Source organism: Azospirillum canadense, from assembly GCF_025961225.1.
Classification (GTDB): Bacteria; Pseudomonadota; Alphaproteobacteria; order Azospirillales; family Azospirillaceae; genus Azospirillum; species Azospirillum canadense.
The window spans coordinates 1,073,906-1,099,538 of record NZ_JAOQNG010000001.1; the positions used below are offsets into that span (position 1 = coordinate 1,073,906).

General features: G+C 67.9%; 21 protein-coding genes. 12 read left to right on the forward strand and 9 right to left on the reverse strand.

Annotation, left to right across the window (positions count from 1 at the left end):
* Nucleotides 1-66 precede the first annotated feature (66 nt).
* The 5 genes from M2351_RS05085 to M2351_RS05105 all read left to right on the forward strand — a co-directional run bounded on the left by M2351_RS05085 (nucleotide 67) and on the right by M2351_RS05105 (nucleotide 5,972).
* Nucleotides 67-606, forward strand: a complete 540-nt coding sequence (locus M2351_RS05085) for a tetratricopeptide repeat protein (protein ID WP_264655049.1) — start codon at nucleotides 67-69, stop codon at nucleotides 604-606.
* Nucleotides 607-741: 135 nt separating this feature from the next.
* Complete coding sequence (locus M2351_RS05090) at nucleotides 742-2,247, forward strand: DegQ family serine endoprotease (RefSeq protein ID WP_264655050.1); 1,506 nt, start codon at nucleotides 742-744, stop codon at nucleotides 2,245-2,247.
* A 199-nt stretch (nucleotides 2,248-2,446) separates the two neighbouring features.
* A complete protein-coding gene (locus tag M2351_RS05095) occupies nucleotides 2,447-3,124 on the forward strand; it encodes a winged helix-turn-helix domain-containing protein (RefSeq protein WP_264656838.1) in 678 nt (225 codons plus the stop codon).
* Between the two features lie 22 nt (nucleotides 3,125-3,146).
* Nucleotides 3,147-4,643, forward strand: a complete 1,497-nt coding sequence (locus M2351_RS05100; RefSeq protein ID WP_264655051.1) for a sensor histidine kinase — start codon at nucleotides 3,147-3,149, stop codon at nucleotides 4,641-4,643.
* Nucleotides 4,644-4,856: 213 nt separating this feature from the next.
* Nucleotides 4,857-5,972: an AI-2E family transporter gene (locus M2351_RS05105; RefSeq protein ID WP_264655052.1), complete on the forward strand. Its 1,116-nt coding sequence runs from the start codon at nucleotides 4,857-4,859 to the stop codon at nucleotides 5,970-5,972.
* Nucleotides 5,973-5,976: 4 nt separating this feature from the next.
* Here the strand turns inward: M2351_RS05105 and M2351_RS05110 are convergent, their stop codons facing one another.
* The gene (locus tag M2351_RS05110) at nucleotides 5,977-7,524 is read right to left on the reverse strand and encodes an MDR family MFS transporter (protein WP_264655053.1); all 1,548 of its coding nucleotides are present in this window, start codon (nucleotides 7,522-7,524) and stop codon (nucleotides 5,977-5,979) included.
* Between the two features lie 132 nt (nucleotides 7,525-7,656).
* Between M2351_RS05110 and M2351_RS05115 the strand changes: the two genes are divergently transcribed.
* The 3 genes from M2351_RS05115 to M2351_RS05125 all read left to right on the forward strand — a co-directional run bounded on the left by M2351_RS05115 (nucleotide 7,657) and on the right by M2351_RS05125 (nucleotide 9,345).
* Nucleotides 7,657-8,247 carry an ABC transporter ATP-binding protein gene (locus M2351_RS05115; protein WP_264655054.1) on the forward strand — a complete coding sequence of 197 codons (591 nt, stop codon included), beginning with the start codon at nucleotides 7,657-7,659 and terminating at the stop codon, nucleotides 8,245-8,247.
* A gap of 1 nt (nucleotide 8,248) precedes the next feature.
* The gene (locus M2351_RS05120) at nucleotides 8,249-9,049 is read left to right on the forward strand and encodes an ABC transporter permease (protein WP_264655055.1); all 801 of its coding nucleotides are present in this window, start codon (nucleotides 8,249-8,251) and stop codon (nucleotides 9,047-9,049) included.
* A gap of 83 nt (nucleotides 9,050-9,132) precedes the next feature.
* The gene (locus M2351_RS05125; RefSeq protein ID WP_264655056.1) at nucleotides 9,133-9,345 is read left to right on the forward strand and encodes a hypothetical protein; all 213 of its coding nucleotides are present in this window, start codon (nucleotides 9,133-9,135) and stop codon (nucleotides 9,343-9,345) included.
* A 10-nt stretch (nucleotides 9,346-9,355) separates the two neighbouring features.
* Here M2351_RS05125 and M2351_RS05130 read toward each other — a convergent pair whose 3' ends face one another.
* Nucleotides 9,356-11,899: a hybrid sensor histidine kinase/response regulator gene (locus M2351_RS05130; RefSeq protein ID WP_264655057.1), complete on the reverse strand. Its 2,544-nt coding sequence runs from the start codon at nucleotides 11,897-11,899 to the stop codon at nucleotides 9,356-9,358.
* The gene (locus tag M2351_RS05135; protein ID WP_264655058.1) at nucleotides 11,896-15,039 is read right to left on the reverse strand and encodes a chemotaxis protein CheB; all 3,144 of its coding nucleotides are present in this window, start codon (nucleotides 15,037-15,039) and stop codon (nucleotides 11,896-11,898) included. The genes M2351_RS05130 and M2351_RS05135 overlap by 4 nt, the downstream gene beginning before the upstream one ends.
* Nucleotides 15,040-15,712: 673 nt before the next feature.
* Between M2351_RS05135 and M2351_RS05140 the strand changes: the two genes are divergently transcribed.
* The gene (locus M2351_RS05140; protein ID WP_264655059.1) at nucleotides 15,713-15,958 is read left to right on the forward strand and encodes a hypothetical protein; all 246 of its coding nucleotides are present in this window, start codon (nucleotides 15,713-15,715) and stop codon (nucleotides 15,956-15,958) included.
* A gap of 132 nt (nucleotides 15,959-16,090) precedes the next feature.
* Here the strand turns inward: M2351_RS05140 and sppA are convergent, their stop codons facing one another.
* Both sppA and M2351_RS05150 read right to left on the reverse strand, forming a co-directional pair.
* Nucleotides 16,091-17,842, reverse strand: coding sequence for a signal peptide peptidase SppA (gene sppA / locus M2351_RS05145; RefSeq protein ID WP_264655060.1), 1,752 nt, complete (start codon nucleotides 17,840-17,842; stop codon nucleotides 16,091-16,093).
* Between the two features lie 41 nt (nucleotides 17,843-17,883).
* Complete coding sequence (locus tag M2351_RS05150; protein WP_264655061.1) at nucleotides 17,884-18,456, reverse strand: peroxidase-related enzyme; 573 nt, start codon at nucleotides 18,454-18,456, stop codon at nucleotides 17,884-17,886.
* Between the two features lie 168 nt (nucleotides 18,457-18,624).
* On the opposite strand from M2351_RS05150, the gene M2351_RS05155 reads away from it, so the two are divergent.
* Nucleotides 18,625-19,719 (forward strand): response regulator, encoded by a 1,095-nt coding sequence (locus M2351_RS05155; protein ID WP_264655062.1) that lies wholly within the window; start codon nucleotides 18,625-18,627, stop codon nucleotides 19,717-19,719.
* Between the two features lie 149 nt (nucleotides 19,720-19,868).
* Nucleotides 19,869-20,153, forward strand: a complete 285-nt coding sequence (locus tag M2351_RS05160; protein WP_264655063.1) for a hypothetical protein — start codon at nucleotides 19,869-19,871, stop codon at nucleotides 20,151-20,153.
* Nucleotides 20,154-20,221: 68 nt separating this feature from the next.
* Here the strand turns inward: M2351_RS05160 and M2351_RS05165 are convergent, their stop codons facing one another.
* The 4 genes from M2351_RS05165 to fabI all read right to left on the reverse strand — a co-directional run bounded on the left by M2351_RS05165 (nucleotide 20,222) and on the right by fabI (nucleotide 24,193).
* Nucleotides 20,222-20,794 (reverse strand): invasion associated locus B family protein, encoded by a 573-nt coding sequence (locus M2351_RS05165; RefSeq protein WP_264655064.1) that lies wholly within the window; start codon nucleotides 20,792-20,794, stop codon nucleotides 20,222-20,224.
* Between the two features lie 73 nt (nucleotides 20,795-20,867).
* Nucleotides 20,868-21,959, reverse strand: a complete 1,092-nt coding sequence (gene aroC, locus M2351_RS05170; protein ID WP_264655065.1) for a chorismate synthase — start codon at nucleotides 21,957-21,959, stop codon at nucleotides 20,868-20,870.
* Nucleotides 21,960-22,040: 81 nt separating this feature from the next.
* A complete protein-coding gene (locus M2351_RS05175; RefSeq protein WP_264655066.1) occupies nucleotides 22,041-23,177 on the reverse strand; it encodes a hypothetical protein in 1,137 nt (378 codons plus the stop codon).
* Between the two features lie 164 nt (nucleotides 23,178-23,341).
* Nucleotides 23,342-24,193: an enoyl-ACP reductase FabI gene (gene fabI, locus M2351_RS05180; protein ID WP_264655067.1), complete on the reverse strand. Its 852-nt coding sequence runs from the start codon at nucleotides 24,191-24,193 to the stop codon at nucleotides 23,342-23,344.
* Between the two features lie 91 nt (nucleotides 24,194-24,284).
* On the opposite strand from fabI, the gene M2351_RS05185 reads away from it, so the two are divergent.
* Complete coding sequence (locus tag M2351_RS05185; protein ID WP_264655068.1) at nucleotides 24,285-25,631, forward strand: YihY family inner membrane protein; 1,347 nt, start codon at nucleotides 24,285-24,287, stop codon at nucleotides 25,629-25,631.
* Nucleotides 25,632-25,633 lie beyond the last annotated feature (2 nt).

Here is a 25,633-nt window from a genome sequence, read left to right on the forward strand (position 1 = left end):
CCGAAAAGATGAGTGTTGCCTCTGAGTAACGCGCACCAATTTTTGGATATGACCCGACGAATCTCCTTGATCGTTGCCTTCGTGGCTCTGTCGCTTCTGTCCGCGCCAGCCGTGGCGGAGCAGGGGGACGGCCGACTCGATTCGCTCTTCGGCGATCTGCTGGGCACCAGCGATCAGGTCGCGGCCGAAGCGGTCCAGGACCGAATTTGGGACATCTGGCTGGAGCACCCGAAGGAGGACATCGTCCTCCTCATGCGCGAAGGCGTACAGAACCTGAACGCGGACCATTATGCGGAGGCGCTGGCCGCCTTCGACGCGGTCATCGCGCGGGATCCGAACTACGCCGAAGGGTGGGACAAGCGCGCGAACGCCGAGTATCTGCTCGGCAATTACGACAACGCGGTGCGCGACATCGGCCGCGCCCTGGCGCTGGAGCCGCGCCATTTCGGCGCCCTGGCCGGGCTCGGCCTCGTCTACCTCGCCATCGACGAACCCGCGGGCGCGCTGCGCGCCTTCAACGCGGCGCTCGCCATCAACCCGCACCTGGACGGCGTGCGCCAGCAGGCCACGAAAATCCGCCAGCAGATGGCCGGCTCGGCGCTGTGAATCCTTTTGCCGCCGCTTTCGCCTTCTCTTCTGAGAAACCCTAAAATCATTTAATCCAGCCGCAAGGCCTCCGTGACCTGTCATCCCCTACCTTTGGGGCAACGATAAACGCACGCCAGTCATGGAGAGCCATCGATGCGCAAGACGATTGCCGCCCTGCTGCTCGGCACCACGGTGCTGACGGGGCCGTTCCTGATCGCGAACCCGCCGCACGCCGCCGCCGCGGCCGTGCTGACCCAGGACATGCCGGTCACCTTCGCCGACCTCGCCGCCAAGGTGACGCCCGCCGTGGTCAACGTTTCCACCACACAGGAAGCCAAGGCCGAGCGCGGTCCGCGCGCGCCGAACTTCCCGCCGGGCTCGCCCTTCGAAGAATTCTTCAAGCAGTTCCAAGACCAGTTCGGCCAGAACCCGTCCGATCAAAATTCTTTGGGCCAGGGTGAAGAACAGCCCGAAGCACAGCCCAGGGGGAAGATGGGCTCGCTCGGCTCCGGCTTCATCGTCGATCCGTCGGGGTACGTGGTCACCAACAACCACGTCATCGACGGGGCGGAGGAGATCACCGTCACGTTGCAGGACGGCACCGCGCTGAAGGCGAAGCTGGTCGGGCGCGACGCCAAGACCGACATCGCCCTGCTGAAGGTCAAGTCCGACAAGCCCCTGCCGTCGCTCGACTGGGGCAACAGCGACGTCTCGCGCGTCGGCGACTGGGTGATGGCCGTCGGCAACCCCTTCGGTCTGGGTGGCACGGTGACCAAGGGCATCATCTCGGCGCGCGGCCGCGACATCCACAGCGGCCCGTACGACGACTACCTGCAGCTCGACGCCGCCATCAACCGCGGCAACTCCGGCGGCCCGACCTTCAATCTGAACGGCCAGGTCATCGGCATCAACACCGCGATCTACTCGCCCAACGGCGGCTCGGTCGGCATCGGCTTCGCCATTCCCTCAAACCTCGCCAAGGAGGTCGTCGCCCAGCTGAAGGACAGCGGCCATGTGGAGCGCGGCTGGCTCGGTGTGAAGATCCAGGAGGTCTCGCCGGACATCGCCGACACCGTCGGCCTGTCCCAGTCCAAGGGAGCGCTCGTCGCCGAGGTGACCCCGGGCAGCCCGGCCGCCAAGGCCGGCCTGCACCAGGGCGACGTCATCCTGTCCTACGACGGCAAGCCGGTGGACACGCTGCGCGACCTGACGCGCCGAGTCGCGGAGACCAAGGCCGGCGACAAGGCCGACATCAAGGTCCTGCGCCACGGCAAGGAGACGACGGTCACCGCCGACATCGCCCCGCTGCCGGCCGAGCAGAAGGTCGCCTCCGCCGAAGGCGGGCCGGCCGACACCTCGGCGGTGGAGACGGTGAAGGGGCTGAAGCTGGCCCCGCTGGACGGCGCCACGCGCTCCCGCCTCGGCCTCGACGACGGGGTGACGGGCGTGGTGGTGACTTCCGTCTCGCCGAAGGCCGGCGACGTTCCGGTCCGCGCCGGCGACGTGATCGTCAAGGTCGGCGACCAGACCGTCACCTCGCCGTCCGACGTGACGAAGACCCTCGCGCAGGCCGAGAAGGACGGGCGCAAGGCGGTCCTTCTGCTGGTCAACCGCCGCGGCAGCGAGAGCTTCGTCCCGCTGAAGCTCGGCCACGCGTAAACATCGGCGTTGCCGCTGCCCCGGCTGCCGCATCACGCGGGTGGCCGGTCGGGGTGGCGGTGATCCGGGTGAGGATGCTGGTGCGGAGCGAGCCCCCGCTCCCCACCGGCATCCTCGCCCTACCTCTGTTTCCCCTACCTCCGTTCCCACTGGACACGGGGCTTCTAGGCAGCCGGAAGGATGCGGTATTCTCATGCTCATGAAAGTCCTCGTCATCGAAGATGATCAGCAGGCCGCCTCCTACCTCGCAAAGGGGCTGAAGGAGGCGGGGCACGTCGTCGACACCGCCAACGACGGCAAGGAAGGACTCTTCCTCGCCGGGGCGGAGCATTACGACGTGATGGTCGTGGACCGGATGCTGCCCGGCCGCGACGGGCTGTCGCTGGTCGAGATCCTGCGCGCCACGGGCAACGACACGCCGGTGCTGTTCCTGTCGGCGCTCGGCAGCGTGGACGACCGGGTGAAGGGTCTGAAGGCGGGCGGCGACGATTACCTGACCAAGCCCTTCGCCTTTTCCGAGCTGCTTGCCCGCATCGAGGTGCTGGTACGCCGGCGCACGGCCGCACAGCCGCAGACCAAGCTGACCGTCGGCGACCTGGAGCTGGACCTGCTGTCCCGCACGGTGAAGCGCGCCGGCAAGCCCATCGACCTGCTGCCCCGCGAGTTTGCCCTGCTCGAATACCTGATGCGCAACGCCGGCAGCGTGGTGACGCGCACCATGATGCTGGAGAATGTCTGGGACTATCACTTCGACCCGCAGACCAACGTCATCGACGTGCACATCGCCCGCCTGCGCCAGAAGATCGACAAGGACTTCCCGACACCGCTGATCCACACGGTGCGCGGCGCCGGCTACAGCCTGCGGGCTGCGGAATGAGCCCCCGGATAAGGTTCTTGGCGTGATCGCGGTCGCGGCCCCCGTCCTACGGCTCCTGCGCACCACGCCGTTCCGGCTGGCCCTGCTGTACCTGGGCCTGTTCGTGCTGTCGGTCAGCGTGATCCTGCTGATCCTCTACCGCACCACCGCCGGATTCCTGGAGCAGGAGATCGGCGAGACCATCGCGCTGGAGGTCGCCGGCCTTCAGGACCAGTACCGCGGCAGCGGCCTGCGCGGGCTGGTCGACGCCGTGCGCGACCGCAGCGTCGCCACGCACACCAACTCCATCTACCTGCTCACCACGCCCAGCGGCACCATCCTGGCCGGCAATCTGAACGCCTGGCCCGACACGCAGCCCGGCGCCGGGGGGTGGAGCCATTTCAAGGTTTCCGATTACGGCGGCACCGACGCCCGGCCGTCCACCGCCATGGCCGTCACCTTCACGCTGCCCGGCCAGTTCCGCCTGCTCGTCGGCCGCGACATGAGCGAGCTGGACCAGCTGCGCGGACGCCTGATGGAATCGCTGCGCTGGGTCTTCGCCGTGACGGTCGTGCTGGGCGTCGGCGGCGGCCTGCTGCTGGCACGCGGCGCCATGCACCGGATCGAGCTGATCAACCGGACCACCCGCCAGATCATGGCCGGTGACCTGACCGGCCGCGTGCCGCGCGTTGGCGGCGGCGACGAGATCGACCGGCTGGCCGGCAACCTGAACGCCATGCTTGACCAGATCGAGCGGTTGATGACCGGCATGCGGCAGGTGACGGAAAGCGTGGCGCACGACCTGCGCACGCCGCTGTCGCGTCTGCGCGCCCGCGTCGAGTTGGCGCTGATCCGCGACACCGACGACCCGGAGGTCTACCGGACGGTCCTTCAGGACACGATCATGGAGGCCGACCGGCTGCTCGCCACCTTCACCGCCCTGCTGTCGATCGCCGAAGCCGAATCGGGCGCCAAGCGCACCGACCTGGAGCCGGTGTCCCTGTCCGAGGTGGTGCGTCTCGCCGCCGACCTCTACGAACCCGTTGCGGAGGAGAAGGGCCAGACCCTGACGACCGAGATCCGCGCCGACGCGACCGTGCGCGGGAACGAGCAGCTGTTGGCGCAGGCCGTGGCGAACCTGCTCGACAACGCCATCAAGTACACGCCGGAGGGCGGTCACATCGCCTTGCTCCTGGAAGGGGCCGGCCACGGCGAGGCGGCGCGGGTGACCGTGGCCGACAGCGGCTCCGGCATCCCGTCGGAGATGCGGGAGAAGGTGCTGGAGCGCTTCGTCCGGCTCGACACCGCACGGGCGTCACCGGGCAACGGGCTGGGGCTCAGCCTCGTCGACGCGGTGGCGCGCCTGCACGGGGCGCGGCTGGTGCTGGACGACAACCGGCCTGGCCTGCGGATCAGCCTGGTCTTTCCGGCGGACACCGCGCCGCAGGCGGCCGGACCCCAGCGCGCCATGGTGGCGAAGAGCGGAACAATCACCGGCGGCGCCCTGCATCCTCTCCCGCCCCCGGCGGGAGAGGGGTGATGTCGCGGCCCTGGCAAATAAAGAAGCCCGCCGTTTCCGGCGGGCTTGAGGTGACATCAGCGAGAATGACTCCTTGGCGTCACTCATGATATGGGGCGTCCGGCGGCCGCGCGCATTCGGATAAGTGTGGTAGCACCAAGGTGCTATGGGGCGTGCCCTGCAACTCTTTCCTTCGGACGGCGTTTCTCCGGAACGTGAAACCGGGGAACGAGCATGGACACACCGACACGGACGACCCGTCAGGCAGCGGAGGCGGCGACTCGCGTCGAGACGGCGCGGGCACCGGCGGCGTCCGGCGGCGAGCGGGCGCTCTCCATGGAGCTGAAGGTCTACACTTGGAAGGTGCTGATCGCCGTCGGCGTCTTCGGCCTCGTCTTCCTGGTGTGGCGGGTGGCCGACGCGCTTCTGCTCGTCTTCGCCGGTGTTCTGTTTGCCATCCTGTTGCAGCGCGTGGCCGACCTCGTGCGGCATTACACCCACCTGTCCCAGGGCTGGGCGTTGGCGGCCGTGCTGCTTCTGCTCACCGCGATGCTGGTCGGCGGCGGCTATCTGCTCGGCCATTCCGTCGTCTCGCAGTTCGACCAGCTGAGGCAGCAGATCAACGGCGCCGTCGACCAGTTGCCGCCGCCCATCCGGGACCAGATCGCCGAGCAGGGGCGCGACGCGACCTCTTGGATCAACCGGCTGCGCACGGTGGCGTCGAGCGTCATCTTCTTCCTGGGCGACGCCGTCGTGGTGATCTTCACGGCCATCTACCTGGCCGCCTCGCCGGGGGTCTACCGGCGCGGCGTTGTCCTGCTGGTGCCGCCGCGCGGGCACGAGCGCGCGCGCGAGGTGCTGGACGTCATGGGCGACTCGCTGTGGAAGTGGCTGATCGGGCAGATCGCCGCCATGGTGATCGTCGGGACGCTGACCACGGTCGGTCTTCTCCTGCTCGGCATCCCCAGCGCCGCCGCCCTGGGCTTCCTGGCCGGGCTGCTGGAGTTCGTGCCGCTGCTCGGCCCGGTGCTGGCGGCGGTGCCCGGAATCCTGATCGCCTTCTCCCAGTCGCCGCAGGAGGCGATTTGGGTTGGGCTGCTCTACCTCGCCATCCAGCAGACGGAGGGCAACCTGATCACGCCGCTGATGCAGAAGCGCGTGGTGGACCTGCCGCCGGTCATCACCATCGGCGCCATCGCGGCGGGCGGGCTGCTGTTCGGCATCCTCGGCATGTTCCTGGCGACCCCGCTGGCCATCGTGGCGCTGGTGCTGGTCAACATGCTCTACATCGAGGACAAGCTGGGCGAGGGACGGCACTTTCCCAGCGAGGACGCGGGGAAGAGCGCGTAGCCCCTCACACCGCCTCCGCCTTGATCTCCGCGGCGGAGCGCAGCGGCAGCTCCTTCAGGAACAGGGTCATCACGAAGGACACCACCGCCAGCGCCGCCGCCAACAGGAACAGGGTCGAGAAGCCGTGCTCGAACGCCGTCAGGGCGGAGGCGCGGGCCCCCGGCGGCAGGGAGGCCAGGGCGGCCGTGCCGCGGTCCAGAACGTCGCGCCCGCTGATGCCGGGCAGGCCGGCGGCATTCAGGCGGGATTCCACGTCGGCGGCGAAGACCGCGCCGAACACAGCCACCCCGACCGACCCGCCGAGCGAGCGGAAGAAGCCGACCGAGGCGGTGGCGGCCCCCAGGTCGCGGCGGTCCACGGCGTTCTGCACCGCGACCGTCATCACCGGCATGACCAGCCCCAGCCCGATGCCCAGCGGCACCAGGATCACCGTCGACCACAGACCGCTTTCCGACACCGACGGCGACAGGCCGAGCGCCAGGTACATGGCCGCGGCCAGCGCCAGGCCGGCCAGCGGCACCGCCTTGTAGCGGCCGGTGCGGGCGATCAGCCGGCCGCCGCCGCCGGCCCCCAGCACCATGCCCAGAACCATCGGCAGCAGCAGCAGGCCGGCCGCGGTGGCGTTCGTCCCGCTGACCAGCTGAACGCGCAGCGGCAGGAAGACGATGCCGGAGAACAGCACCATGGCCGACACCGCGACCACCGGGTTGGCGACGGCGACCACCGGCACGCGGAACAGGTGCAGCGGCAGGATCGGCTCGTCCACCCGGCGCTCGTGGATCAGGAAGGCGACGAACAGAGCGACGCCCAGCACGGTGAGGCCGAGGATGAAGGGCGACGCCCAGGGGATCACGACGCTGCCGCGCGACACCACCAGCAACAGGCTGGTCACCGTGCCCATCAGCAGGACGGCGCCGAGATAGTCGATCTTCGGCTGGGCGCGCCCGGCGTGCAGGCGGCCGAGCGCCCGGCTGGTCATGGCGAGCGCCGCGACGCCCAGCGGCAGGTTGATCAGGAAGATCCAGTGCCAGCTCAGCGTTTCCGTGAAGACGCCGCCCAGCAGCGGGCCGGCCACGCTGGCCAGCGCGAAGACGCCGCCGATGTAGCCCTGGTAGCGCCCGCGCTCGCGCGGGGCGACCACGTCGCCGATGATGGTGAAGGCCAGCGCCATCAGCCCGCCGCCGCCCAGCCCCTGAAGGCCGCGGAACAGGATCAGCTGCCCCATGCTCTGCGCCGCCGCGCACAGCACCGACCCGATCAGGAACAGGAAGATCGCCACCTGGAGGATGCGCTTGCGGCCATACAGGTCGCTCAGCTTGCCGTAGATCGGCGTGGTGGCGGTGGAGGCCAGCAGGTAGGCGGTGACCACCCAGGGCAGGTCGTCCAGGTTCCCCAGCTGGTGCGCCATGGTTGGCAGGGCCGTCGCGACGATCGTCTGGTCCATCGCCGCCATCAGCATGGCGATGGCGACGCCGCTGAAGACCCGCAGGATCTCCTGGTGGGTGAAAGCGGCGTGGTCGGCGGAATCGGGCACGGCGGTACGGTCGGTCATGGCTCGCCTTCGCGGTTCGAGCGGAAACATCCTGTGCGCACACCATAGTCCGGGAGGCGTTCCGCGCAAGAACTCCGCTGCGAATGGCTGATAGACTCGCAACAGCATCCCCCGAGGACCGTTGCCTGCACCATGCTGACCGTCCGTGACCTGTCCAACCGCGTGCTCCAGCCCGCCTCCTTCCGCGTGGACACGGGGGAGTGCGTGGCCGTCCAGGGGCCGTCCGGTGCCGGGAAGTCGGTGCTCCTGCGCGCCGTTGCCGACCTGGACCCGGCCGCCGGCGAGGTGCGGCTGGACGGTGCGCTGCGGGAGGATATGACCGCGCCGGAGTGGCGCCGCCGCGTCACCTACCTCGCCGCCGAGTCGGGCTGGTGGTCCGACCGGGTCGTCGATCATTTCGCTGACCCCCAGCGCGCCGCCCCGCTCATCGATGCGCTAGGCCTTCCCGCGGAGGCGCTGGGCTGGCCGGTGTCCCGCCTGTCCACGGGGGAGCGGCAACGTCTGGCGCTGATCCGCGCCCTGGTGCAGGAGCCGCGCGTGCTTCTGCTGGATGAGCCGACCGGCGCGCTCGACCTCGACGCCACGCACCGGGTGGAGGGCTTGCTGCGCGACGCGCTGGACCGCGGGATGGGCGTGCTGATCGTCACCCATTCCCCGGACCAAGCCGACCGCTTGGCAAAGCGACGCCTGCGCGTCGAAGCCGGTCAAGTGCGGGAGGCCTGAGATGCCGCTGATCCCCCTTCATTACACCGACCTCGTCCTGGCGGCGCTGTTGCTGCTGGTCAACGGCGGCCTGTCGGTCCGGCTGTCGCTGGGGCTGGAGCGGTCGCTGGCCATCGCGGCGGTCCGCATGGTGGTCCAGCTCTCGCTGGTCGGGCTGGTGCTGAAGCAGCTTTTCGCGCTGGAGTCGCCCTGGCTGACGCTCGCCGCCGCGCTCGTCATGGTGCTGTTCGCCGGGCAGGAGGCGATGGCCCGGCAGGAGCGGCGGCTGGTCGGCTGGTGGGCCTACGGGCTCGGCACCGGGGCCATGGGCTTCGCGGCGTTGGTGGTCATGTCGCTGGCCCTGACCACGGCCATCCAGCCGGACCCGTGGTGGGACGCCAGGTACGCCATCCCGCTGCTGGGCATGGTGCTGGGCAACGCCATGAGCGGAGTCAGCCTGTCGCTGAACACCCTGACCGCGGGGGCGGTGCGCGAACGCGCGGCGATAGAGGCGCAGCTGGCGCTCGGCCGCACGCTCTGGGTGGCGCTGCGGCCGGTGCTGCGGCACGCGCTGCGCACCGGGCTGATGCCGACGATCAACAGCATGGCGGCGACCGGCCTTGTGGCGCTGCCCGGCATGATGACCGGCCAGATCCTCTCGGGCGTCGATCCGGCGGAGGCGGTGAAGTACCAGATCCTGATCATGTTCCTGATTTCCGGCGCCACCGGCCTCGGCGTGCTGATCGCGACGCTTGCGGCGGCGCGCCGGCTCAGCGACGTCCGGCAGCGGCTACGGCTCGACCGGCTCACTCTGCGAGAGTGACGGAACCATACCTTCGCCGTGTCCGTTGATCGCGCATGGCAACAGCAGGCGGGTAACACCAGCCGCGGCGGGGGCAAAGCGTCATGGCGCACATCGTGGAGATCCGGAACGGCGCGATCGTCGGCAACGACGAGCCGTCCGACGAATATCTGCCCATCGGCACCCACATCACGCAGGCCGACGGGTTCTACGTCAGCTTCGGCATGGATGTGGAAGGGCCCTACGACCGCGCCGACGCGGAGGAGCGCTTGGATCACCTGAAAAAGGCCACCCAGGCGGACCTCGAACGGCCGTAAACTCCGACCCTCACTGGGACGACGCGCCGCGCAGGCTTTCGTTCACGATGCGGCGCAGGTCGTGCGGCTGGATGGGCTTGTGCAGCAGGGCACACTGGGCGCCGGCGGCTTCGCGCAGCCGGTCGGAGGAGGTGTCGCCTGTCAGAAGCACGCCGGGCAGGTCGCGCCCCATGCGGCGGCGCAGCGTGTCCATCAGCATCAGCCCGGTTCCGCCGTCCGGCAGGCGATAGTCGGTCAGCACAAGATCGGGCACCATCGTGCCGTCCAGCAGCTCCAGCGCTTCGGCGACCGACCCCGCGTCCGTGACGCGATAGCCCCAGCCCTCCAGCATCAGCGACAGGGCCATGCGGATGACCGCGTCGTCCTCCACCAGCAGGACCTCCGCGCCGTTGCCGTCGGCGCCGCCCGCCATATCCTCCTCGGTGATGGCGCCGATGCCGGGCTGGGCGTCCGCGACGATGGCCAGCGGCAGCGTGACCGCGAAGCAGGACCCCTGGCCAAGGCGCGAGGTCACATCGATGCTGCCGCCCAGCATGTGGATCAGGCGTTTGGCGATGCTGAGCCCCATGCCCAGCCCCTCCCGCCGGTCGCGGGCGGCGTTGCCGACCTGGTAGAAGTCCTGGAAAATCCGGTCGATCTGGTTCTCGGCGATGCCGATGCCGGTGTCCCACACCTCGATGCGCAACGTGTTGCTGCGCCGCCGCACGCCGAACAGCACACGCCCCTGCTGCGTGTAGCGGATCGCGTTGGTCAGAAGGTTGCGCAGCACCCGCTCCAGCAGCCCGCCGTCGGTGCGCAGCGTGAGCCGCGAAGGCACCGTGCGCAGGGACAGCCCGGAGGAGGCGGCCACCGTCGCAAACTCCCCGTGCAGCCGGTTCATGATTGAACCGACGTCCACGGGCGCCACGCTGGGGGAGATGAGCCCCGCTTCGAGCTTGGAGATGTCCAGCAGGCAGTCCAGCAGGGTGCCCAGCGACTGGACGGTGTCGCGCAGCTGCGTGCCGATGCGCCGCGCCTCGTCGGGGATCGGCTCCTTCAGCAGCAGGCCGGTCAGCAGCATCAGGGCCTGGGCCGGCTGGCGCAGGTCGTGGCTGGCGGCGGCCATGAAGCGTTCCTTGGCGTCCAGGGCGACGTTCAGGTCGCGCTCCATGGACTTGATGGCCGAGATGTCGGTCACGCTGGTGACCACCGATTCGGCCTTGCCGTCGCCGTTCAGCACGGGATGGCTGGACACCCGAAGCCAGCGTGTGGGCGCGGCCGCACCGTCGCCGTCCGCGATGCCGATAATCTGCTCCACCACGGTGGCGCCGGTCGCCACCGCCTGCGCTGCGGGCGGCAGCCCGGTCAGGCGGACTCCGTCGGCGCCGATGAAGCGCCGTCCGCCCGCCGTCGTCGCCCGGTCGCCCAGCGTGCGCGTGTTGAAGGGCTGGGCGCGCGGGTCGAGCAGGACGCCCGCCGGGCTGGCCATCAGCCGCTCCGCCATGCCGTTGGCGACCTGGACGGTGCCGTCGGCCGAGCGCATGACCAGACCTTCGTTCAGCGAGTGCACCAACGTGCGGTGGCGCCGCTCGCTGGTCGCCAGGGCCTCCTCGGCGGCGCGGCGCGCGGTCACGTCGCGGAAGGCGACGACGGCGCCGGTGATCCGGCGGTCTTGCTTGATGGGGGGCTGCATGATGGGGGAGACGGTCAGCTCGGCGGTGAAGGAGCCGCCGCCGCGACGACGCATCCGGGCGTCCGGAACCTGCCGGACGGTCCCGTCCGACAGCGCCAGCGCCACCGACGTGGCGGCGTCCGAATTGTCCGCGTTCACGGAGTCGAGCAGCGACGGGAAGCGCAACCCCACCAGGTCGGTGGGATCGAAGCCCGTCATCGACTGGGCCGCGCTGTTGACGAAGGTGATCACGCCCTCGGCGTCCAACCCCAGGATGCCGTCGGCGACCGCGTGCAGGATGTGGTGGTATGCGGCGCGGGCGCGCTCCGCCTCGTCGCGGGCGGCCTGAAGCTCGCCAACCCAGGCGTTGCGCTCCGTCACATCGGTGACGGTGATCAGCACGTCGCCCTTGTCGCCGTCCTCCAGCGCCACCATGCGCGCGTCGGTCAGCCCGTCGATCAGGCTCCGTGCGCCGACATAGACATACTCCTGGCGGGACCATTGGCCGGTCTCGCGCAGGCGATTGAGCGCGGTGAACAGGCGGCCGTGGTCGAGCGAATCGACCATCAGGGTCAGCGGACGGCCCTTCAGGCGGCGCAGCGGCAGCCCGAACTGGCGCTCCGCGGCGGCGTTGGCTTCGCCGACGATGCCCGCGGCGTTGACCGTGAAGCAGGCCAGCGGAACCGACTGGAAGAGCTGGAGGTACTGGATGCGCGACGCCTCCAGCGCCTGCTGGGCGGTGCGCAGCTCCTCGTTCTGGATTTCCAGTTCGGCTTGGTGCACGTACAACTCGTGCACGACCTCCTTCAGGGTGGTGGCCGAAATCTCCGCCCCTTCGAATCCCCCGGAATTGAGCGCCTGTTCGGCGCGTCGGCGCAGGCGTTCGTTCAGGATGTCCTTCACGCCGCCCCCTTGCTGGCGCTGCCCTTCTGCTGGTTCGCCTTTTCGCGCCTAAGGTTGCCACTGGGGCTGCCGCCGGTGCGCCCACTCAGGCGCAGCTCCATCAGCTTGCGGTTGGTGATGTTGATGTGGCTCACCACCGCGCCTCCGGTCATTTCGTTCAAGCGACAGGCGTGCATCATGAACCAACGCTCTTCCGTGTCCGAGTGGCAGGGGTATTCGATCGTGAAGTGGCTGATCTCGCCGTTCAGGATTTTGCGCAGCCCTTCGTTCACCGCCCGGGCGATGTCCTCGCCGTCCTCGCCTTCCTGTGCGGTGCAGACCTGGAGGTAGTTCGTTCCAGGACCGCAACGTTCCAGGGCGGGTGCGCCGTTGGCCTGGCCGAAGCTGCGCCAGGCGGCGTTGACCATGGTAATGACGCCGTCGGAGTCGATGACCGCCACATGCTCCGGCAGGCTGTTGAGCACCGTTTGCAGGCGATGCTCGGCCTCCTTGGCCACGGTGACGTCGACGAAGGTGATGACGACGCCGGCGACCTGCTGCTTGTCGTTCAGGTAGGGCAGGATGCGCGTCTGGATCCAGCGCTCGTCGCGCACCTGGACATGGCTTTCGATGGGCACGTGGGTTTCGAACACCGTCCCGATGTCCTTGAGGAAGTTCGGGTAGTCGATGTTCGTCGACAGGTGCGTGATCGACCGCCCGACGTCGCGCGGGATGATGTTGATGAAGCGCGCCGCCGCCGGCGTGAAGCGCCGGATCACCATGCCGGAATCCAGGAATATCGTGCCGATCTCGGTGGAGCGCAGCAGGTTGTCGAGATCGTTGGTGACCTCCGTCAACTCCTCCACCTTTGCCTGGTACTCGGCGTTGACGGAGTACAGTTCCTCGTTGACCGATTGAAGTTCTTCGTTGGTGCTCTGCAGCTCTTCGTTGGAGGCGAGAAGCTCCTCGTTCGTGGCCTGCAGTTCCTCGTTGGCGGTCTCCAGTTCCTCGATGGTCGCCTGCAGGTTCTCGCCCCGCGACATCAGCTCCTGCTCCAGACCACGGATGCGCTCCGCGGTGTCGGCGTTGAAGTCGAAGTCGCTGTCGGGTATCGGCAGCATCGGGCCGGCCGGGTCCAGCAGGACCAGGGCAAAGCGGCGGCCGGTCTTGCGCAGCACGAAGGGCTTCACCCGCAGGCTGATCGCCGGCAGCCCCTCCCGGTCCTTGACCGGGATGTTGGACAGCGCGAACTCCTCGCCGGAGCGGAAGGCGCGGGACAGCGCGGTGCCGACCACCATGGACACGGACGACGGCAGCAGCTTCAGCGCGTTCAGCGTCGCCTCGCCGGCCGGCACCTTCAGGATCGCCGAGGCGTCCCCGAAGACGTGCATGATGTTCATCTGGTCGTTGATCAGCAGGCAGGGCGGCACATAGGCCTTCATCAACGCGCCGATGGCCTCGTCGATGGCGGCACCTTCCTCCTGCACGTGGCTTGTCTCGCCGCTGCGGGCGAGCGGGGCGGCCACGGTCGGGACGAGCAGGCGCGACAGCCGGTGCGGTCCGGCGCGCAGGCTCTGGAACACCTTGTTGCGGCTGTCCAGCGCGTGGAACTCCGCCGACAGCTCGCCCAGCGTCTCGCTGGTGCCGAGGAACAGGAAGCCGCTCTGCCGCAGGGCGTACTGGAACAGGCTCAGCACCTTGCGCTGCAACGGCGCGTCCATGTAGATCAGCAGGTTGCGGCAGCTGACCAGGTCGATCTTGGTGAAGGGCGGGTCGCGCATGATGTTGTGGACTGCGAAGACCACCATCCGCCGGATTTCGCGCGCCACCACATACTTATCGCCGCGTTGGCTGAAGTAGCGGGTCAGGCGCTCTTGCGAGACGTCCTCCGCGATGGAGCGCGGGAATTCGCCGAGGCTGGCGATCTCGATGCTGTCCTGGTCGATGTCGGTGGCGAAGATCTTGACGTCGAAGCTGCGCCCCAGCCGTTCCTGCGCCTCGGCGAAGAGAATGGCGATGGAGTAGGCCTCCTCGCCCGTGGCGCAGCCGCAGACCCAGACGCGCACCATGTCGGTGTGGCTGCGGTTGGCCAGCAGCGCCGGGATGACCTTCTCGTTCAGCGCGGCGAAGGCCGACTCGTCGCGGAAGAAGCGGGTGACCCCGATCAGCATCTCCTTGTAGAGATGGACCGTCTCGGCGTTGTCCCGGCGCAGCAGGGCCGCGTATTCGTCCATGGATTCGAGCCCGGCGCCGTGCATCCGCCGCTCGATCCGGCGCAGCAGGGTCGCCAGCTTGTAATGCGAGAAATCCACGCCGGTGACCGACCGAATGGTCGCCACGATCTGGGCCAGCGGATCGCTGTTCTTGTCGCGCGCGCGGCCGGCGTGGGCCGGGCGGGCGCGGCTCAGCGTGCGGCGGGCGTGGTCCATCAGAGCGGCCGGCAGCTTGGCCGGGGGCAGGGTGGTGTCCACCTGGCCGGTGGCGATGGCGCTGCGCGGCATGCCGTCGAACTGGGCGGTTTCCGGGTCCTGCACGGCGGCGTAGCCGCCCGCCGCCTTGATGGCGAGCAGGCCGCGCGTGCCGTCCGACCCGGTGCCCGACAGCACCACGCCCATGGCAAGCGGTCCCTGGTCCTGCGCGAGTGCCGTGAAGAAGATGTCGATCGGCAGGCTCATGCCGCTGCCCGCGTCCTTCGCGGTCAGGCGCAGCCGGCCGTCCTCGATGGACAGGTGCTTGGCCGGCGGCAGAAGGTAGACCGTGTTGCGCTCCACCACCATGCCGTCGGCCGCCTGGACCACCGTCATGGAGGTGTGCTTCCCGAGCAGGTCGACCATCAGGCTTTTGTGGACCGGCGACAGGTGCTGGACGACCACGTAGGCGAGATCGCTGTCTCCCGGCACGTTGTCGAAGAAACGTTGCAACGCCTCCAGCCCGCCGGCCGAGGCGCCGATCCCGACGATGCAGCAGGTCCGCTCCGCGCGCAACTCCTCGGACGGCGGGCCATCGCCGCCCTCCGCGTCGCCGCCCGGCGTTTTGCTGCCAGCCGTTCCGCCGCTGGCCGGCCCGCCGCCCTCAGACGCATCACGACGTTTGATTTCGGATGCGGCCGCTTCGGAGGTCCTGGCGTCGGACGCCGTTGTGTCGCTGTCTTCAGGTTGCACGATGCTTCGCAAATGCTGCCACAAAGGATGACGGGCGGATGACGGGCGGAGTATTGCCCTATCGAACGATATAGTCCTCACCCCTGCAGGTGAAAAGACCTGTTTCCCGGATGGGGATGGGTTGAACTCAAAGTGGGTTGCTGGCCTATATATGAATGAGATAATCGGGTCAACTCAGATGAAATGGTGTCGAGTCGAGGTGGTTGAAAGATAAGGCTCTTCTGATCTCTTTCATCCCGATTATTTCAAAGCACCATCCTTCCGGATATATCCAAAGGCTGTCTTGCCGAATGTTTGTGCAGGCAGAGTCCTTAACGCTGGTCCTTGGCGCTGACGATACGTGGCGTGAATCTTTCCACGAAAAACGCAACGAAATGTGAACAAAATTCCAATGTCTGAACATGCAAAGAACGGCCTGCGGAGTCAAACGGCGGCGGAAGCGCCCGGGGGTAGGTAATATCCGTTTTGGAATGTTCGCAGCGGTCGCCTCTCCTTTGGTGGATGACGGCGTCACCGACGGTCTGCTTACCCTGAACGTATGATGTGGTGCGGACACAACACTGTGCAGGATTTGCTACTTCGCCCGCTTATGTCGCTTTACGCGTTTGGCGGTTTGCGCAATCTTTATACTGTAGCCACTAATCATCAAAAAAGTGGGAAAGGAGTGCGCCCGATGGAGCGTGAGGACGACTGTGCCCTCGACCGATATATCACGGCGATTCCGCCTAAGCTGAGACTAGTGGCGAGGGCTGCCTATGAAGAGCTTTCGAACAATCCTTTCCTGCCGGTCTTCTCCAAGGATGAGATCGCCCGGCTGGTCTGTTCGCCTGGTTTTCAGAGCTACCTGGAAAGCGAAAGCAGCCTGAACGCGAATTCGTTGTTCCTGTTGTATTCTGCCAGCTTGTCCACGCGACATTGACGATCGCTGCGCCGCCCCCTTCCTTGCTCGTACGGCGGGAAGGGGCGCCGCCGCGTCGTCGCACATTCACGGTTCCTTCAGCCGTCTCTGCTTGCGCTGCTCTGTTTGAGCCGGACACGGACGTCCGTTCGTTCATCGATCCAGCATCATCGGGGGCATCCGCGCTTCCACGCCGCCGGAACGCGCCGCCTGCACAAGCGGCGACAGTTGCCCCAGAACCGGCCGCAGTTCGGCCAGCAAGGCCGCCGTCTCCACAAGATCGCCCTTGCCCGACGCAAGGTCCCGGATTTCCTGCAGCAGCGACTTCGGCTTGGGATAAGCCTTCAGGGTGACGGCCGCGTCGGGGTCGAGTTTCGCCGCCTGCTTCGCCAGCCGCAGGGCCGCGTCCACCCCGCCGAGGTCGTCCACGAGGCCCAGCTCCCGCGCCTGCGCGCCCGACCAGACGCGCCCCTTGGCGGCCGCGCGCGCCTGCTCCGGCGTCATGTGACGCGCCTCGGCCACGCGACCCAGGAAGGTGGCGTAGCTGGCGTCGATGATGGCGGTCAGCCGCTCCTCCTCGCTGGGGCTGAAGGGGCGCAGCGGCGACCACATGCCGGCGTTGCGGCCGGTGTCGACCACGCCCCAATGGACGCCCAGCCGCTCCGACAGCCCGTTCAGCGACATCTTGCCGGCGACCACGCCGATGGATCCGGTGATGGTGCCAGGCGAGGCGACGATGCGGTCGGCGGCCAGCGCGATCCAATAGCCGCCCGACGCCGCCGTGTCGCCCATGCTGGCGATGACCGGCTTGCCGGACTCCCGCGCCTTGGTCAGCGCGCGGCGGATGGTTTCCGACGCCGTGACGCCGCCGCCGCCGCTGTCGATGCGGAACAGGATCGCCTTCACGGCGGAATCCTCGGCTGCGTCCTCGATGGCCTGGACGATGGTTTCCGCCCCGGCGGTGACCTCGCCGACGCCGGGCTTGTCGCTCTTGCCGCTGGTGATGGTGCCGGCCGCGTGGATCATCGCGATGGTCGGTCCGCTGCCGTTCGCCGGGCCGGCCACGGCCAGATATTCCTTCGGCGACACGGTGTCGCTGTCCGCCGGGGCGTCGGCGCGGCGCAGGGCCACCTCCTTCGCCTCGTCGGCATAGCCCAGCTTGTCGACCAGCTTGGCGTCCAGCGCCTCCTTGTCGAGCAGGGGGGCCTTGTCCATCGCCGCCCGCACCGCCGCCGGGGCGAGGCGTCGGCTTTTCGCGACGCCGTCCACGACTTGGTTGGTCAGGTCGCCGAGCAGCGCCTCCACCATCTCCCGGTGGGCGGGGGTGAAGTCGGTCTTCGTGAAGGTGTCGGCGAAGCTCTTGAACTCCTCCCGCTGCATCAACTGAGCCTGGACGTCCAGCTTGTCGAGCGCGCCGCGGGCGAAGGGCACCTGGGCGGACAGGCCGGTCAGGCTGAGCAGGCCCAGCGGCTGCAGCCACACCTCGTCGAAGGCGCTGGCCAGCAGGTATGAGCGGTTGCCGGAACCGCTGTCGCCGTAGGCCTCCGCGAAGGCGATGGCGAAGCGGCCGGAGGCGCGGAACCGTTCGATGGCGCCGCGCAGCTCCTGCGCCTGGGCGAAGCCGATGCCGTCGCCGCCGAAATGGGCGAGCAGGCCCTTCACGCGCGGGTCCGTCCGCCCACGCTCCAGTGTGTCCAGCACCTCGCGCAGCGTGGTCTCGTGCCCGAGGAAGCCGCCGAAACGCTCGGCCCCGCCTTCCGCCAACGGCCCTTTCAGGTCGAGTTCCAGCACGACGTTGTCGGGAAGGGTCGGCTCGTGCCGGGTGACCAGCACGACCGCCGCCACGATGGCGGCGACCACGAGAAAGCCGATGGCGGCGAACAGGCGGACGATGAACCTCAACATCCGGGCGGCTCCGGTTTGCGGGCGGGCTTACAGGGCGGGCTTTAACGGTCCAGCTTGTGGTATTCCCGGTTGGGCATCATGTCCACCGCCGAAGCGACGCGGTTCGACATGTTGTAGAAGCCGGCGGTGTCGGCGATGTCGAAGATGTCCGCGTCGCTGAAGCCGGCGTCGCGCAGCGCCTGCCGGTCGGGCTCGCCCATGGTCCAGGGCTCCTTCGTCATTTTCCAGGCGAAGTCGAGCATGGCGCGCTGGCGCGGCTCCAGCGGCGCGGCGCGGTAGTTCATGGCCAGCATCTCGCCCAACTCCGGGTCGCCGGACAGCTTGCGCACCGCCTGCCCGTGCGCGACCAGGCAATAATAGCAGTGGTTGGCCGAGGAGACGACCACCGCGATCATCTCGCGCTCCAGCTTCGACAGCCCGCTCTCGCCCAGCATCAGTTCGTTGTAGTGCATGGCGAAATTGCGCAGCTTCTTCGGGCGCAGGCTGTAGGCCTGCAGCACGTTGGGCACGAAGCCCAGCTTCTCCACGCATTTGTCGAACAGCGCCGCCATTTCCGGGTCGAGGTCCGGGGTCTCAGACAGCGGCAGGGCCATGACGTGATCGGGCTGCGGCATCGCGGTGGGTCTCCCTTCAGGATTTTCGTGAACGGTCTTTTGCGCCAGCCTAGCGGCGCCATGAGTCGGAGCAAAGCCTGACCTGCGGCCAGACCATAAGTTCATGCTCGCCAACGCGCCGCACGGCGTGTCAATAACGGGGTCGATGGATCTCAAACGGTTGCGGCGATGAACGATCTGATCGGCAGGGGCGGGCCGAAGCTCGACCTCCTCTCGGTCCTGGTGGTCGAGGACAGCGCGTTCATCCGCAACGTGCTGACCGCGACCCTGCGGGCGATTGGGGTCGGCACGGTCCATGGCGAGCCGACCGGGGCCGACGCCATTCGCCTCATTGAGGAACGCCGCGCGGCCCTGCCGCCGGGCACGGCGCCGGTCGACCTGATCATTTCGGATCTGGTGATGCCGGAGGTGGACGGGCTCATGCTGCTGCGCTGGGTGCGCTACAGCCCGCGGTCGCCCGACCGCTTCCTGCCGATGTTGATGCTGTCCGGGGCCGCCGACCGCCATTATGTGGAGCAGGCGCGCGACCTGGGGGCGACGGACTTCATCGCCAAGCCATTTTCGGCCGGGATCATCGCCAGCCGCCTGCTGACGGCCATCGCGCGGCCGCGCCGCTTCGTGCTGGCCAAGGGCTATTTCGGGCCGGACCGGCGGCGCAGCCAGCGGCCGGTTGCCATGGACTGCCGCATGACGCACGGTAGCGAAATTCTGGTGGTGCACAGCAAGTCCAAGGCGGTGGGGATCGACCGATACCCGGTGATCCATTTCGAGCTGCCCAACCGCCTGGGCGCCAAGGTGGGATTGGCGCCCAAGGACCCGGTCCCGGTGCTGCCGGCCGAGGTTCTGGCCGCGGCGGAGGCGGAGATTCAGAACCGCGCCGGCGATTACGCCACCTGGATCGCGGGGGAGGTGGACGAACTGGCCCGCCGTGTCGAGCGGCTGCGGGCGGAGCCGGCGGCCGTCCCGGGGCTGGTGGCGCAGATCAACCGGTCGGCCCACGAGATGCGCGGTCAGGGCGGCATCTTCGGCTATCCGCTGATCACGCACGTCGCGAAATCCCTGTACGAGGCGACGCACGGCTCCTTCACCGCGGTGACCGACAACGAGCGTCTGCTGTTCAAGGCGCATGTGGACGCCATCAAGGCGGTGATGAACGCCCGCGTCAGCGGAGACGGCGGGGCCACGGGCAAGCAGCTTCTGGCGACGCTCGACGTGGCCAAGAAGAAATACGCCAAAGTCGAGGGTGATCCAGGGGCAGCGTGAGCGCCTCGGCCATTCCGTGGCGTCGCGCAACGGTTGAATCGCACATCCACTGGGGAACGTTCCGGACGGCCTTTGGTTGTCGGGGGAACGTCAACGCGCCGCCCGCACGCGCGGAGCGGCCCACGAACCCAGGGAAGCGAAACGAAACCATGCGTCACATGATGATCGCCACCGCCGTCGCCACGCTGCTGCTGGCCGGTTGCTCCGGCATGGACAACCGAACCGGCTCCGCAACGAGCGGCAGCAGCGGCACGCCCAGCGCCTCCACCTCCGGCAATTCGACGACCGTCGTGCCTCCGGCCGGGCCGGGCGGATCGGCGGCGGTGCGGGAAGGCGGGCTGGACAGCCGCGCGATTTCCCCGGACGAGCCGGGTCTCGGCCAGTCGCCGACGCGTGAATCGCTGACCAACCCGAAACGCGCCGGCACGCAGTAAGAAGCCGTTCACGGACGTGGGCCAACCGGCCCGCGTCCGTTACGTAGGCCCGTTTCGGTATCGGAACGTTACATCCAGGCGCCGCCCGCCTCGCGCCGGATTTGCTCCATGCGCTCCACGGCGGCCTTGAAGCCGTTCAGCGAAAAGCGGACCTCGGACTTGATCCCGGCCGGCGACACGCCGACGGCGGAAACCTCTTTCCCGGACAGCAGCTTCTCCACCAGTTTCTGGTTGGTGGCCGGGTCGGACACTGCGCAGGTGTTCGATTCGAACGCGAAGAGCTGGCAGGGGAATTCCGGCCGGAACACCGAATCGTCCACCCAGACGCGCAGCTTCTTGCCGAGATCCATCCCCGCGTCGTCCAGGCGAAAGCGCAGCCCCTCCAGCCAGCGCTCGCTGGAGCGCAGCCAGACGAGGCGGGAGCGGCGGTCGCTGCCCGGCCGTGACCCGAGTTCGCATTCCAGGCGCTTCGGCGCACTCCACACCTGGCAGTAGAGCTTCCAGTCCTTGAAGGTCTCGGTGACCTCGCGATAGGCGGTCGGTGCGGCTGGGGCCTGCGCTGCCGCTGGGCGGGGCAGGGCGCTCGTGATGGCCAGCACTGCGCCCGCGACGATCAACCCCCTGCGCCAAGCCCCGCCCATCGCTCCCAACTCCGTTCCCACACCTTCGATGGGCGCAGGTTAGCGGATTTCTCCGTTCGAAGGGAGAGGCCGACTACTCGCGCGTGTAGGCGCGGTGCCTCAGCAGATGGTCGGCGAGCACGCAGGCCATCATCGCCTCGCCCACCGGCACGGCGCGGATGCCGACGCAGGGGTCGTGGCGCCCCTTGGTCAGGATGTCGGTGTCCTGCCCGTCCAGGTTCACCGTGTGGCGGGGCGTCAGGATGGAACTGGTCGGCTTCACCGCGAAGCGTACCACGACGTCTTGCCCGGTGGAGATGCCGCCCAGGATGCCGCCGGCCTGGTTCGACAGGAACTCCGGCTCGCCGGGCTCTCCATTGATGGCCGGACCCGCACGCATCTCGTCGGCGTTCTGCTCGCCGGTCAGGGTGGCGGCCTCGAAGCCGTTGCCGATCTCCACGCCCTTCACCGCGTTGATGGTCATCATCGCGCGGGCGAGATCGCCGTCCAGCTTGTCGTAGAGCGGGTCGCCGAGCCCGACCGGCACGCCGGACGCCACCACCTCGACCACCGCGCCGATGGAGGAACCGCTCTTGCGGATGCCATCCAGGTAGGTCGCCCACTCCGCCGCGGCGACCGGATCGGGGCAGAAAAAGGGGTTGTTGTCCACCTCCGCCCAGTCCCAGCGGCTGCGGTCCACCTTATGCGAGCCAATCTGCACCAGCGCGCCGCGCACCTGGATCCCAGCCCCCAGCACCTTGCGCGCCACGGCGCCGGCCGCGACGCGGCAGGCCGTCTCGCGGGCCGAGGAACGGCCGCCGCCGCGATAGTCGCGGATGCCGTACTTCTTCCAATAGGTGTAGTCGGCGTGGCCGGGCCGGAATTTGCCCGCAATCTCGCTGTAGTCCTTGGACCGCTGGTCGGTGTTCTCGATCATCAGCGAGACCGGCGTGCCGGTGGTCTTTCCTTCGAACACACCGGAGAGGATCTTGACCTGATCCGGCTCCTGCCGTTGGGTCGTGTATTTCGACTGGCCGGGCCGGCGCTTGTCCAGCCAGGGCTGGATGTCCGCCTCGCTCAGGTCCAGCAGCGACGGGCAGCCGTCCACCACCACCCCGATGGCCGGGCCGTGGCTTTCGCCCCAAGTGGTGAAGCGGAAAAGCGTTCCGAAGCTGTTGCCGGCCATGATGTTCCCCAAAAAGCGTTCTGGCGGGCATTTAGTTGCCGGAAATCGGCACAGCGTCAAGCGCAGCGATTTCCGAGCCCGTCAGAACGCGCCCTTCTGCTCGCGGCGGCGATCCAGCGCGACGTCGAATTGGCGGAGCAGCTTGTGGATCATCTCGAAGTACAGCTTGCGGCTCGGGTTGTTCTTCATGCAGCGGGCGTCCAGGTGCGCGACGCTGGTCAGGGCCGACACGCAGTAGCCCAGCAGCCAATAATGGCTGCGGATCTTGCGCAGATAGTCGCGGAACGGCTCCGGCTCGCCGTTCATGAAGGCGCTGAAGCTGGTTTCGTAGTCGGACAGGATTTGCCGGATGTCCATCAGCGTGGTTTCCAGCAGCTTGCCCACCTTCTCGATGTGCATCAAAAGCTGCGTCTCGTAGGGCTTGTGCATCCGGATGTCGACCGGGATGCACTCCCGCGACTTCAGCCAGTTCAGGATGGTCCGCGCCCGCGGCGCGATGCGGCGCAACTGGTATTCGTAGAAGGTCGTGCCCTTCCAGGCGCTGAAGATGGCGTCCGCCTCGCCGCGCTCGATGCCGAAGGCGGAGACGAACAGGCCGGCTTCCTCCAGCTCGGGGTTCCAGATCGCCTCCAGGAAGCGCTCGATGCTCTGTGAATTGGCGGTGCCGCCCTCGATGGCCTTGCGCACGATGGGTTCGATGCGCAGCCGGATCAATCGGCGCAGCTGCTGGTCCTCCGCGTCGCTGATCAGCCAGTGGCGCGCGTCGACGGAAACCTTTTCGGCTTCGAAACAGGCCTTCAGCAGGAAGGGGTCGAGCGAGGGGACGCTGTCGATCAGCGACAGCGTTCGCAGATCGGCCGCGGAATCGTTGCCGCCGCCCGCCGAGACGCCGAATTGTTCCGCCAGCAGAACGTCGCTGTTGCGCGAGCGCAGGTAGATGGCCAGGCCGCCGGCCTCCGGCGCGTCGATGCTGTGCGGGACGTAGATGCCAGTTTCCACCGGCCGGGCGCCGATGTCGTCTTCGTCCTCATCGTCCAGGATGGGGTTGGCGTAGTCGTCGGCGCGTTCGTCGAAGTTCGGGTACTTGAACAGGATCGCCTTGTTCAGCCCCTGGGCGCGGAACAGTCGCTGCTCCTCCGGAATGGAGCGCGTGATGCCGATCAGGTTCATCGACACGCTGGAGCCGCCATAAAGGATCTGCTCCAGGATCGGGGACACCGAATCCGATTGCCGCCGGGCTCGCATTGACACCGCACTCCACGCCACGCTCAAGGGGCGGAGGATAACGGGCAGCACGCACCAGCAAAAGTAGCTTCAGTGTCTATAACAATCAAAAATCGCGGGCGCGCCGACCATTCGTTGCGCGCCCGCGACTTTTGCGTTTACTCGGACTTGGCCGTGCTGCCGCCGAGCGAGCCGAGGAGCTGCGCCACCTCCGACGCCGCGTCGACCGCCACCATGCCCACCGTGTGGTAGCCGGAGTCCACATGCATGACTTCGCCGGTCACGCCGGAGCCGAGGTCGCTCATCAGGAACAGGCCGGCGCCGCCGACCTCACCGATGGTGACGTTGCGCTTCAGCGGGGCGTTCAGCTCGTTCCACTTCAGGATGTAGCGGAAATCGCCGATGCCGCTGGCCGCCAGCGTCTTGATGGGACCCGCCGAGATGGCATTGACGCGGATGTTCCGCCCGCCCAAATCGACAGCCAGGTAACGAACACTGGCCTCCAGCGCGGCCTTGGCGACGCCCATCACGTTGTAGTGCGGCATGACCCGCTCTGCGCCATAATAGGACAGGGTCAACAGGCTGCCGCCGTCCTTCATCAGCGGCACGGCGCGTTGAGCCACCGAGACGAGGGAATAGCAGGAAATGTCCATGGTGCGGAGGAAGTTGCTCCGCGTGGTGTTGAGGTAGAGGCCGTCCAGCTCGTTCTTGTCGGAAAACGCGATCGCATGAACCACGAAGTCCAGCTTGCCCCACTCCTTCTCGATCGCGGCGAAGGTCGCGTCGACGCTGGCCTCGTCGGTCACGTCGCAGGGCAGCACCAGCTTGGCCCCGACCTGCTCGGCCAGCGGCTTCACGCGCTTCAACAGGGCGTCGCCCTGGTAGGTGAAGGCCAGCTCGGCGCCGTGCTGCGCCAGGGTGGAAGCAATGCCCCAGGCGAGCGAACGATCGTTGGCCACGCCCATGATCAGGCCGCGCTTGCCGTCCATGAGCGGCTTCGGGTTGGACATCCGTACCTCGTTAATCAAGAGTATGCTTTGAAAAGTTGGCCGCATCCTACACGAAAGACCGGTCCGGTCAAACCAAGGCGGGAGGTCGCGCATGGCCGAATCTGAAGGGCTCTCTCGGACCTTGCTGCGCCCGTTTCGGCGGATTCGCGAGGTCGGCGGCTTCATCGCCTATTCGGCGATGCGCTTCTACAACGACAACTGCTTCCAGACCGCGGCGTCGCTGACCTACACCTCGCTGCTGGCGCTGGTGCCGCTGATGACCATCGGCTTCGCCATCTTCTCCGCCTTCCCGGCCTTCAACGCGCTGCAATCGCGCATTCAGACGCTGCTGTTCAAGAACCTGGTGCCGGAGAACAGCGACGCCATCCTGCAATACCTTGCCGCTTTCATGGCGAACGCCGGCCAGATGCCGGTCTTCGGGATCCTGGGCCTCGCCATTTCCGCGGTGCTGCTGATCTGGACCATCGAAGGCTCCTTCGCGACCGTCTGGCGGGTGCGGGAACCGCGCTCCTACGTCACGCGCATCCTGTCCTTCTGGGCCGTGGTGTCGCTGAGCCCGCTGTTCGCCGGCGCCAGCTTGTCGCTGTCCAGCACGCTGTGGTCGGTGCTGCAGATCGCCCATCTGGAAAGCTACGCCGACCCGCTCGTGGGGATCGGCGCCGTGCTGCCCTTCCTGCTGCAGCTGGTCGGCTGCACGCTTCTCTACATCATCATCCCGAACCGCGACGTCTACTGGCTGGACGCCGCCTGCGGGGGCGCAATCGCGTCGGTGCTGCTGGAGACGTCGAAGGCCGGCTTCGCCCTCTACATGAAGGAATTCCCGGCCTATCAGACCATCTACGGCGCGCTGGCCACGGTGCCGATCTTCCTGTTCTGGCTGTACATCGCCTGGTCCACGGTGCTGTTCGGCGCGGTGGTGACCGCGTCGCTGCCGGAATGGCGGGCCGGCAAGATCACCCGCGGGGGGCCGGAGGGGCTGCTGCCGGCGCAGAGGCTGGGGCTGGCGCTCGCCGTGCTGCACGAGCTGATGGACGCCAGCCGCCTGGGCGTCGGCCTGCGCCGCCGCACGCTGGTCGGGCGGGTGCCGGTCGGCACGGTGCTGATCGACGGCATCCTGGAGCAGCTGCGCGACGCCCATTGGGTGGCCCACACCACCCGCGATTCCTGGGTCGTCACCCGCGACCTGGGCGAGGCGACGCTTTACGACCTGATGAAGGCCCTGGGCATCGGTCTGCGCGGGTCGGTGCGGGGCCTCGGCGGGCTGGAACTGCCCTGGCAGGACCGCACCGCCCAGTTGCTCGACCAAGCCGAGAAGAGCCAGGAGGACACCCTCAGCGTGATGATCAAGGACCTGCTGTCCGACGCGCCGGTGGAAGCGGGGGCACCGAAAGGGGAGGGTGCGCCCGCCCTGCCGTTCCGCGCTGGACGGCGACCGTAAGG

Bases quoted from the DNA above. Each gene is read 5' to 3' on its own strand.
- M2351_RS05090 (WP_264655050.1), top strand. From the start codon at position 742: ATGCGCAAGACGATTGCCGCCCTGCTGCTCGGCACCACGGTGCTGACG.
- M2351_RS05095 (WP_264656838.1), top strand. From the start codon at position 2,447: ATGAAAGTCCTCGTCATCGAAGATGATCAGCAGGCCGCCTCCTACCTC.
- M2351_RS05105 (WP_264655052.1), top strand. From the start codon at position 4,857: ATGGACACACCGACACGGACGACCCGTCAGGCAGCGGAGGCGGCGACT.
- M2351_RS05110 (WP_264655053.1), bottom strand. From the start codon at position 7,524: ATGACCGACCGTACCGCCGTGCCCGATTCCGCCGACCACGCCGCTTTC.
- M2351_RS05115 (WP_264655054.1), top strand. From the start codon at position 7,657: ATGCTGACCGTCCGTGACCTGTCCAACCGCGTGCTCCAGCCCGCCTCC.
- M2351_RS05120 (WP_264655055.1), top strand. From the start codon at position 8,249: ATGCCGCTGATCCCCCTTCATTACACCGACCTCGTCCTGGCGGCGCTG.
- M2351_RS05125 (WP_264655056.1), top strand. From the start codon at position 9,133: ATGGCGCACATCGTGGAGATCCGGAACGGCGCGATCGTCGGCAACGAC.
- M2351_RS05140 (WP_264655059.1), top strand. From the start codon at position 15,713: ATGGAGCGTGAGGACGACTGTGCCCTCGACCGATATATCACGGCGATT.
- sppA (WP_264655060.1), bottom strand. From the start codon at position 17,842: ATGTTGAGGTTCATCGTCCGCCTGTTCGCCGCCATCGGCTTTCTCGTG.
- M2351_RS05150 (WP_264655061.1), bottom strand. From the start codon at position 18,456: ATGCCGCAGCCCGATCACGTCATGGCCCTGCCGCTGTCTGAGACCCCG.
- M2351_RS05155 (WP_264655062.1), top strand. From the start codon at position 18,625: ATGAACGATCTGATCGGCAGGGGCGGGCCGAAGCTCGACCTCCTCTCG.
- M2351_RS05160 (WP_264655063.1), top strand. From the start codon at position 19,869: ATGCGTCACATGATGATCGCCACCGCCGTCGCCACGCTGCTGCTGGCC.
- M2351_RS05165 (WP_264655064.1), bottom strand. From the start codon at position 20,794: ATGGGCGGGGCTTGGCGCAGGGGGTTGATCGTCGCGGGCGCAGTGCTG.
- aroC (WP_264655065.1), bottom strand. From the start codon at position 21,959: ATGGCCGGCAACAGCTTCGGAACGCTTTTCCGCTTCACCACTTGGGGC.
- fabI (WP_264655067.1), bottom strand. From the start codon at position 24,193: ATGTCCAACCCGAAGCCGCTCATGGACGGCAAGCGCGGCCTGATCATG.
- M2351_RS05185 (WP_264655068.1), top strand. From the start codon at position 24,285: ATGGCCGAATCTGAAGGGCTCTCTCGGACCTTGCTGCGCCCGTTTCGG.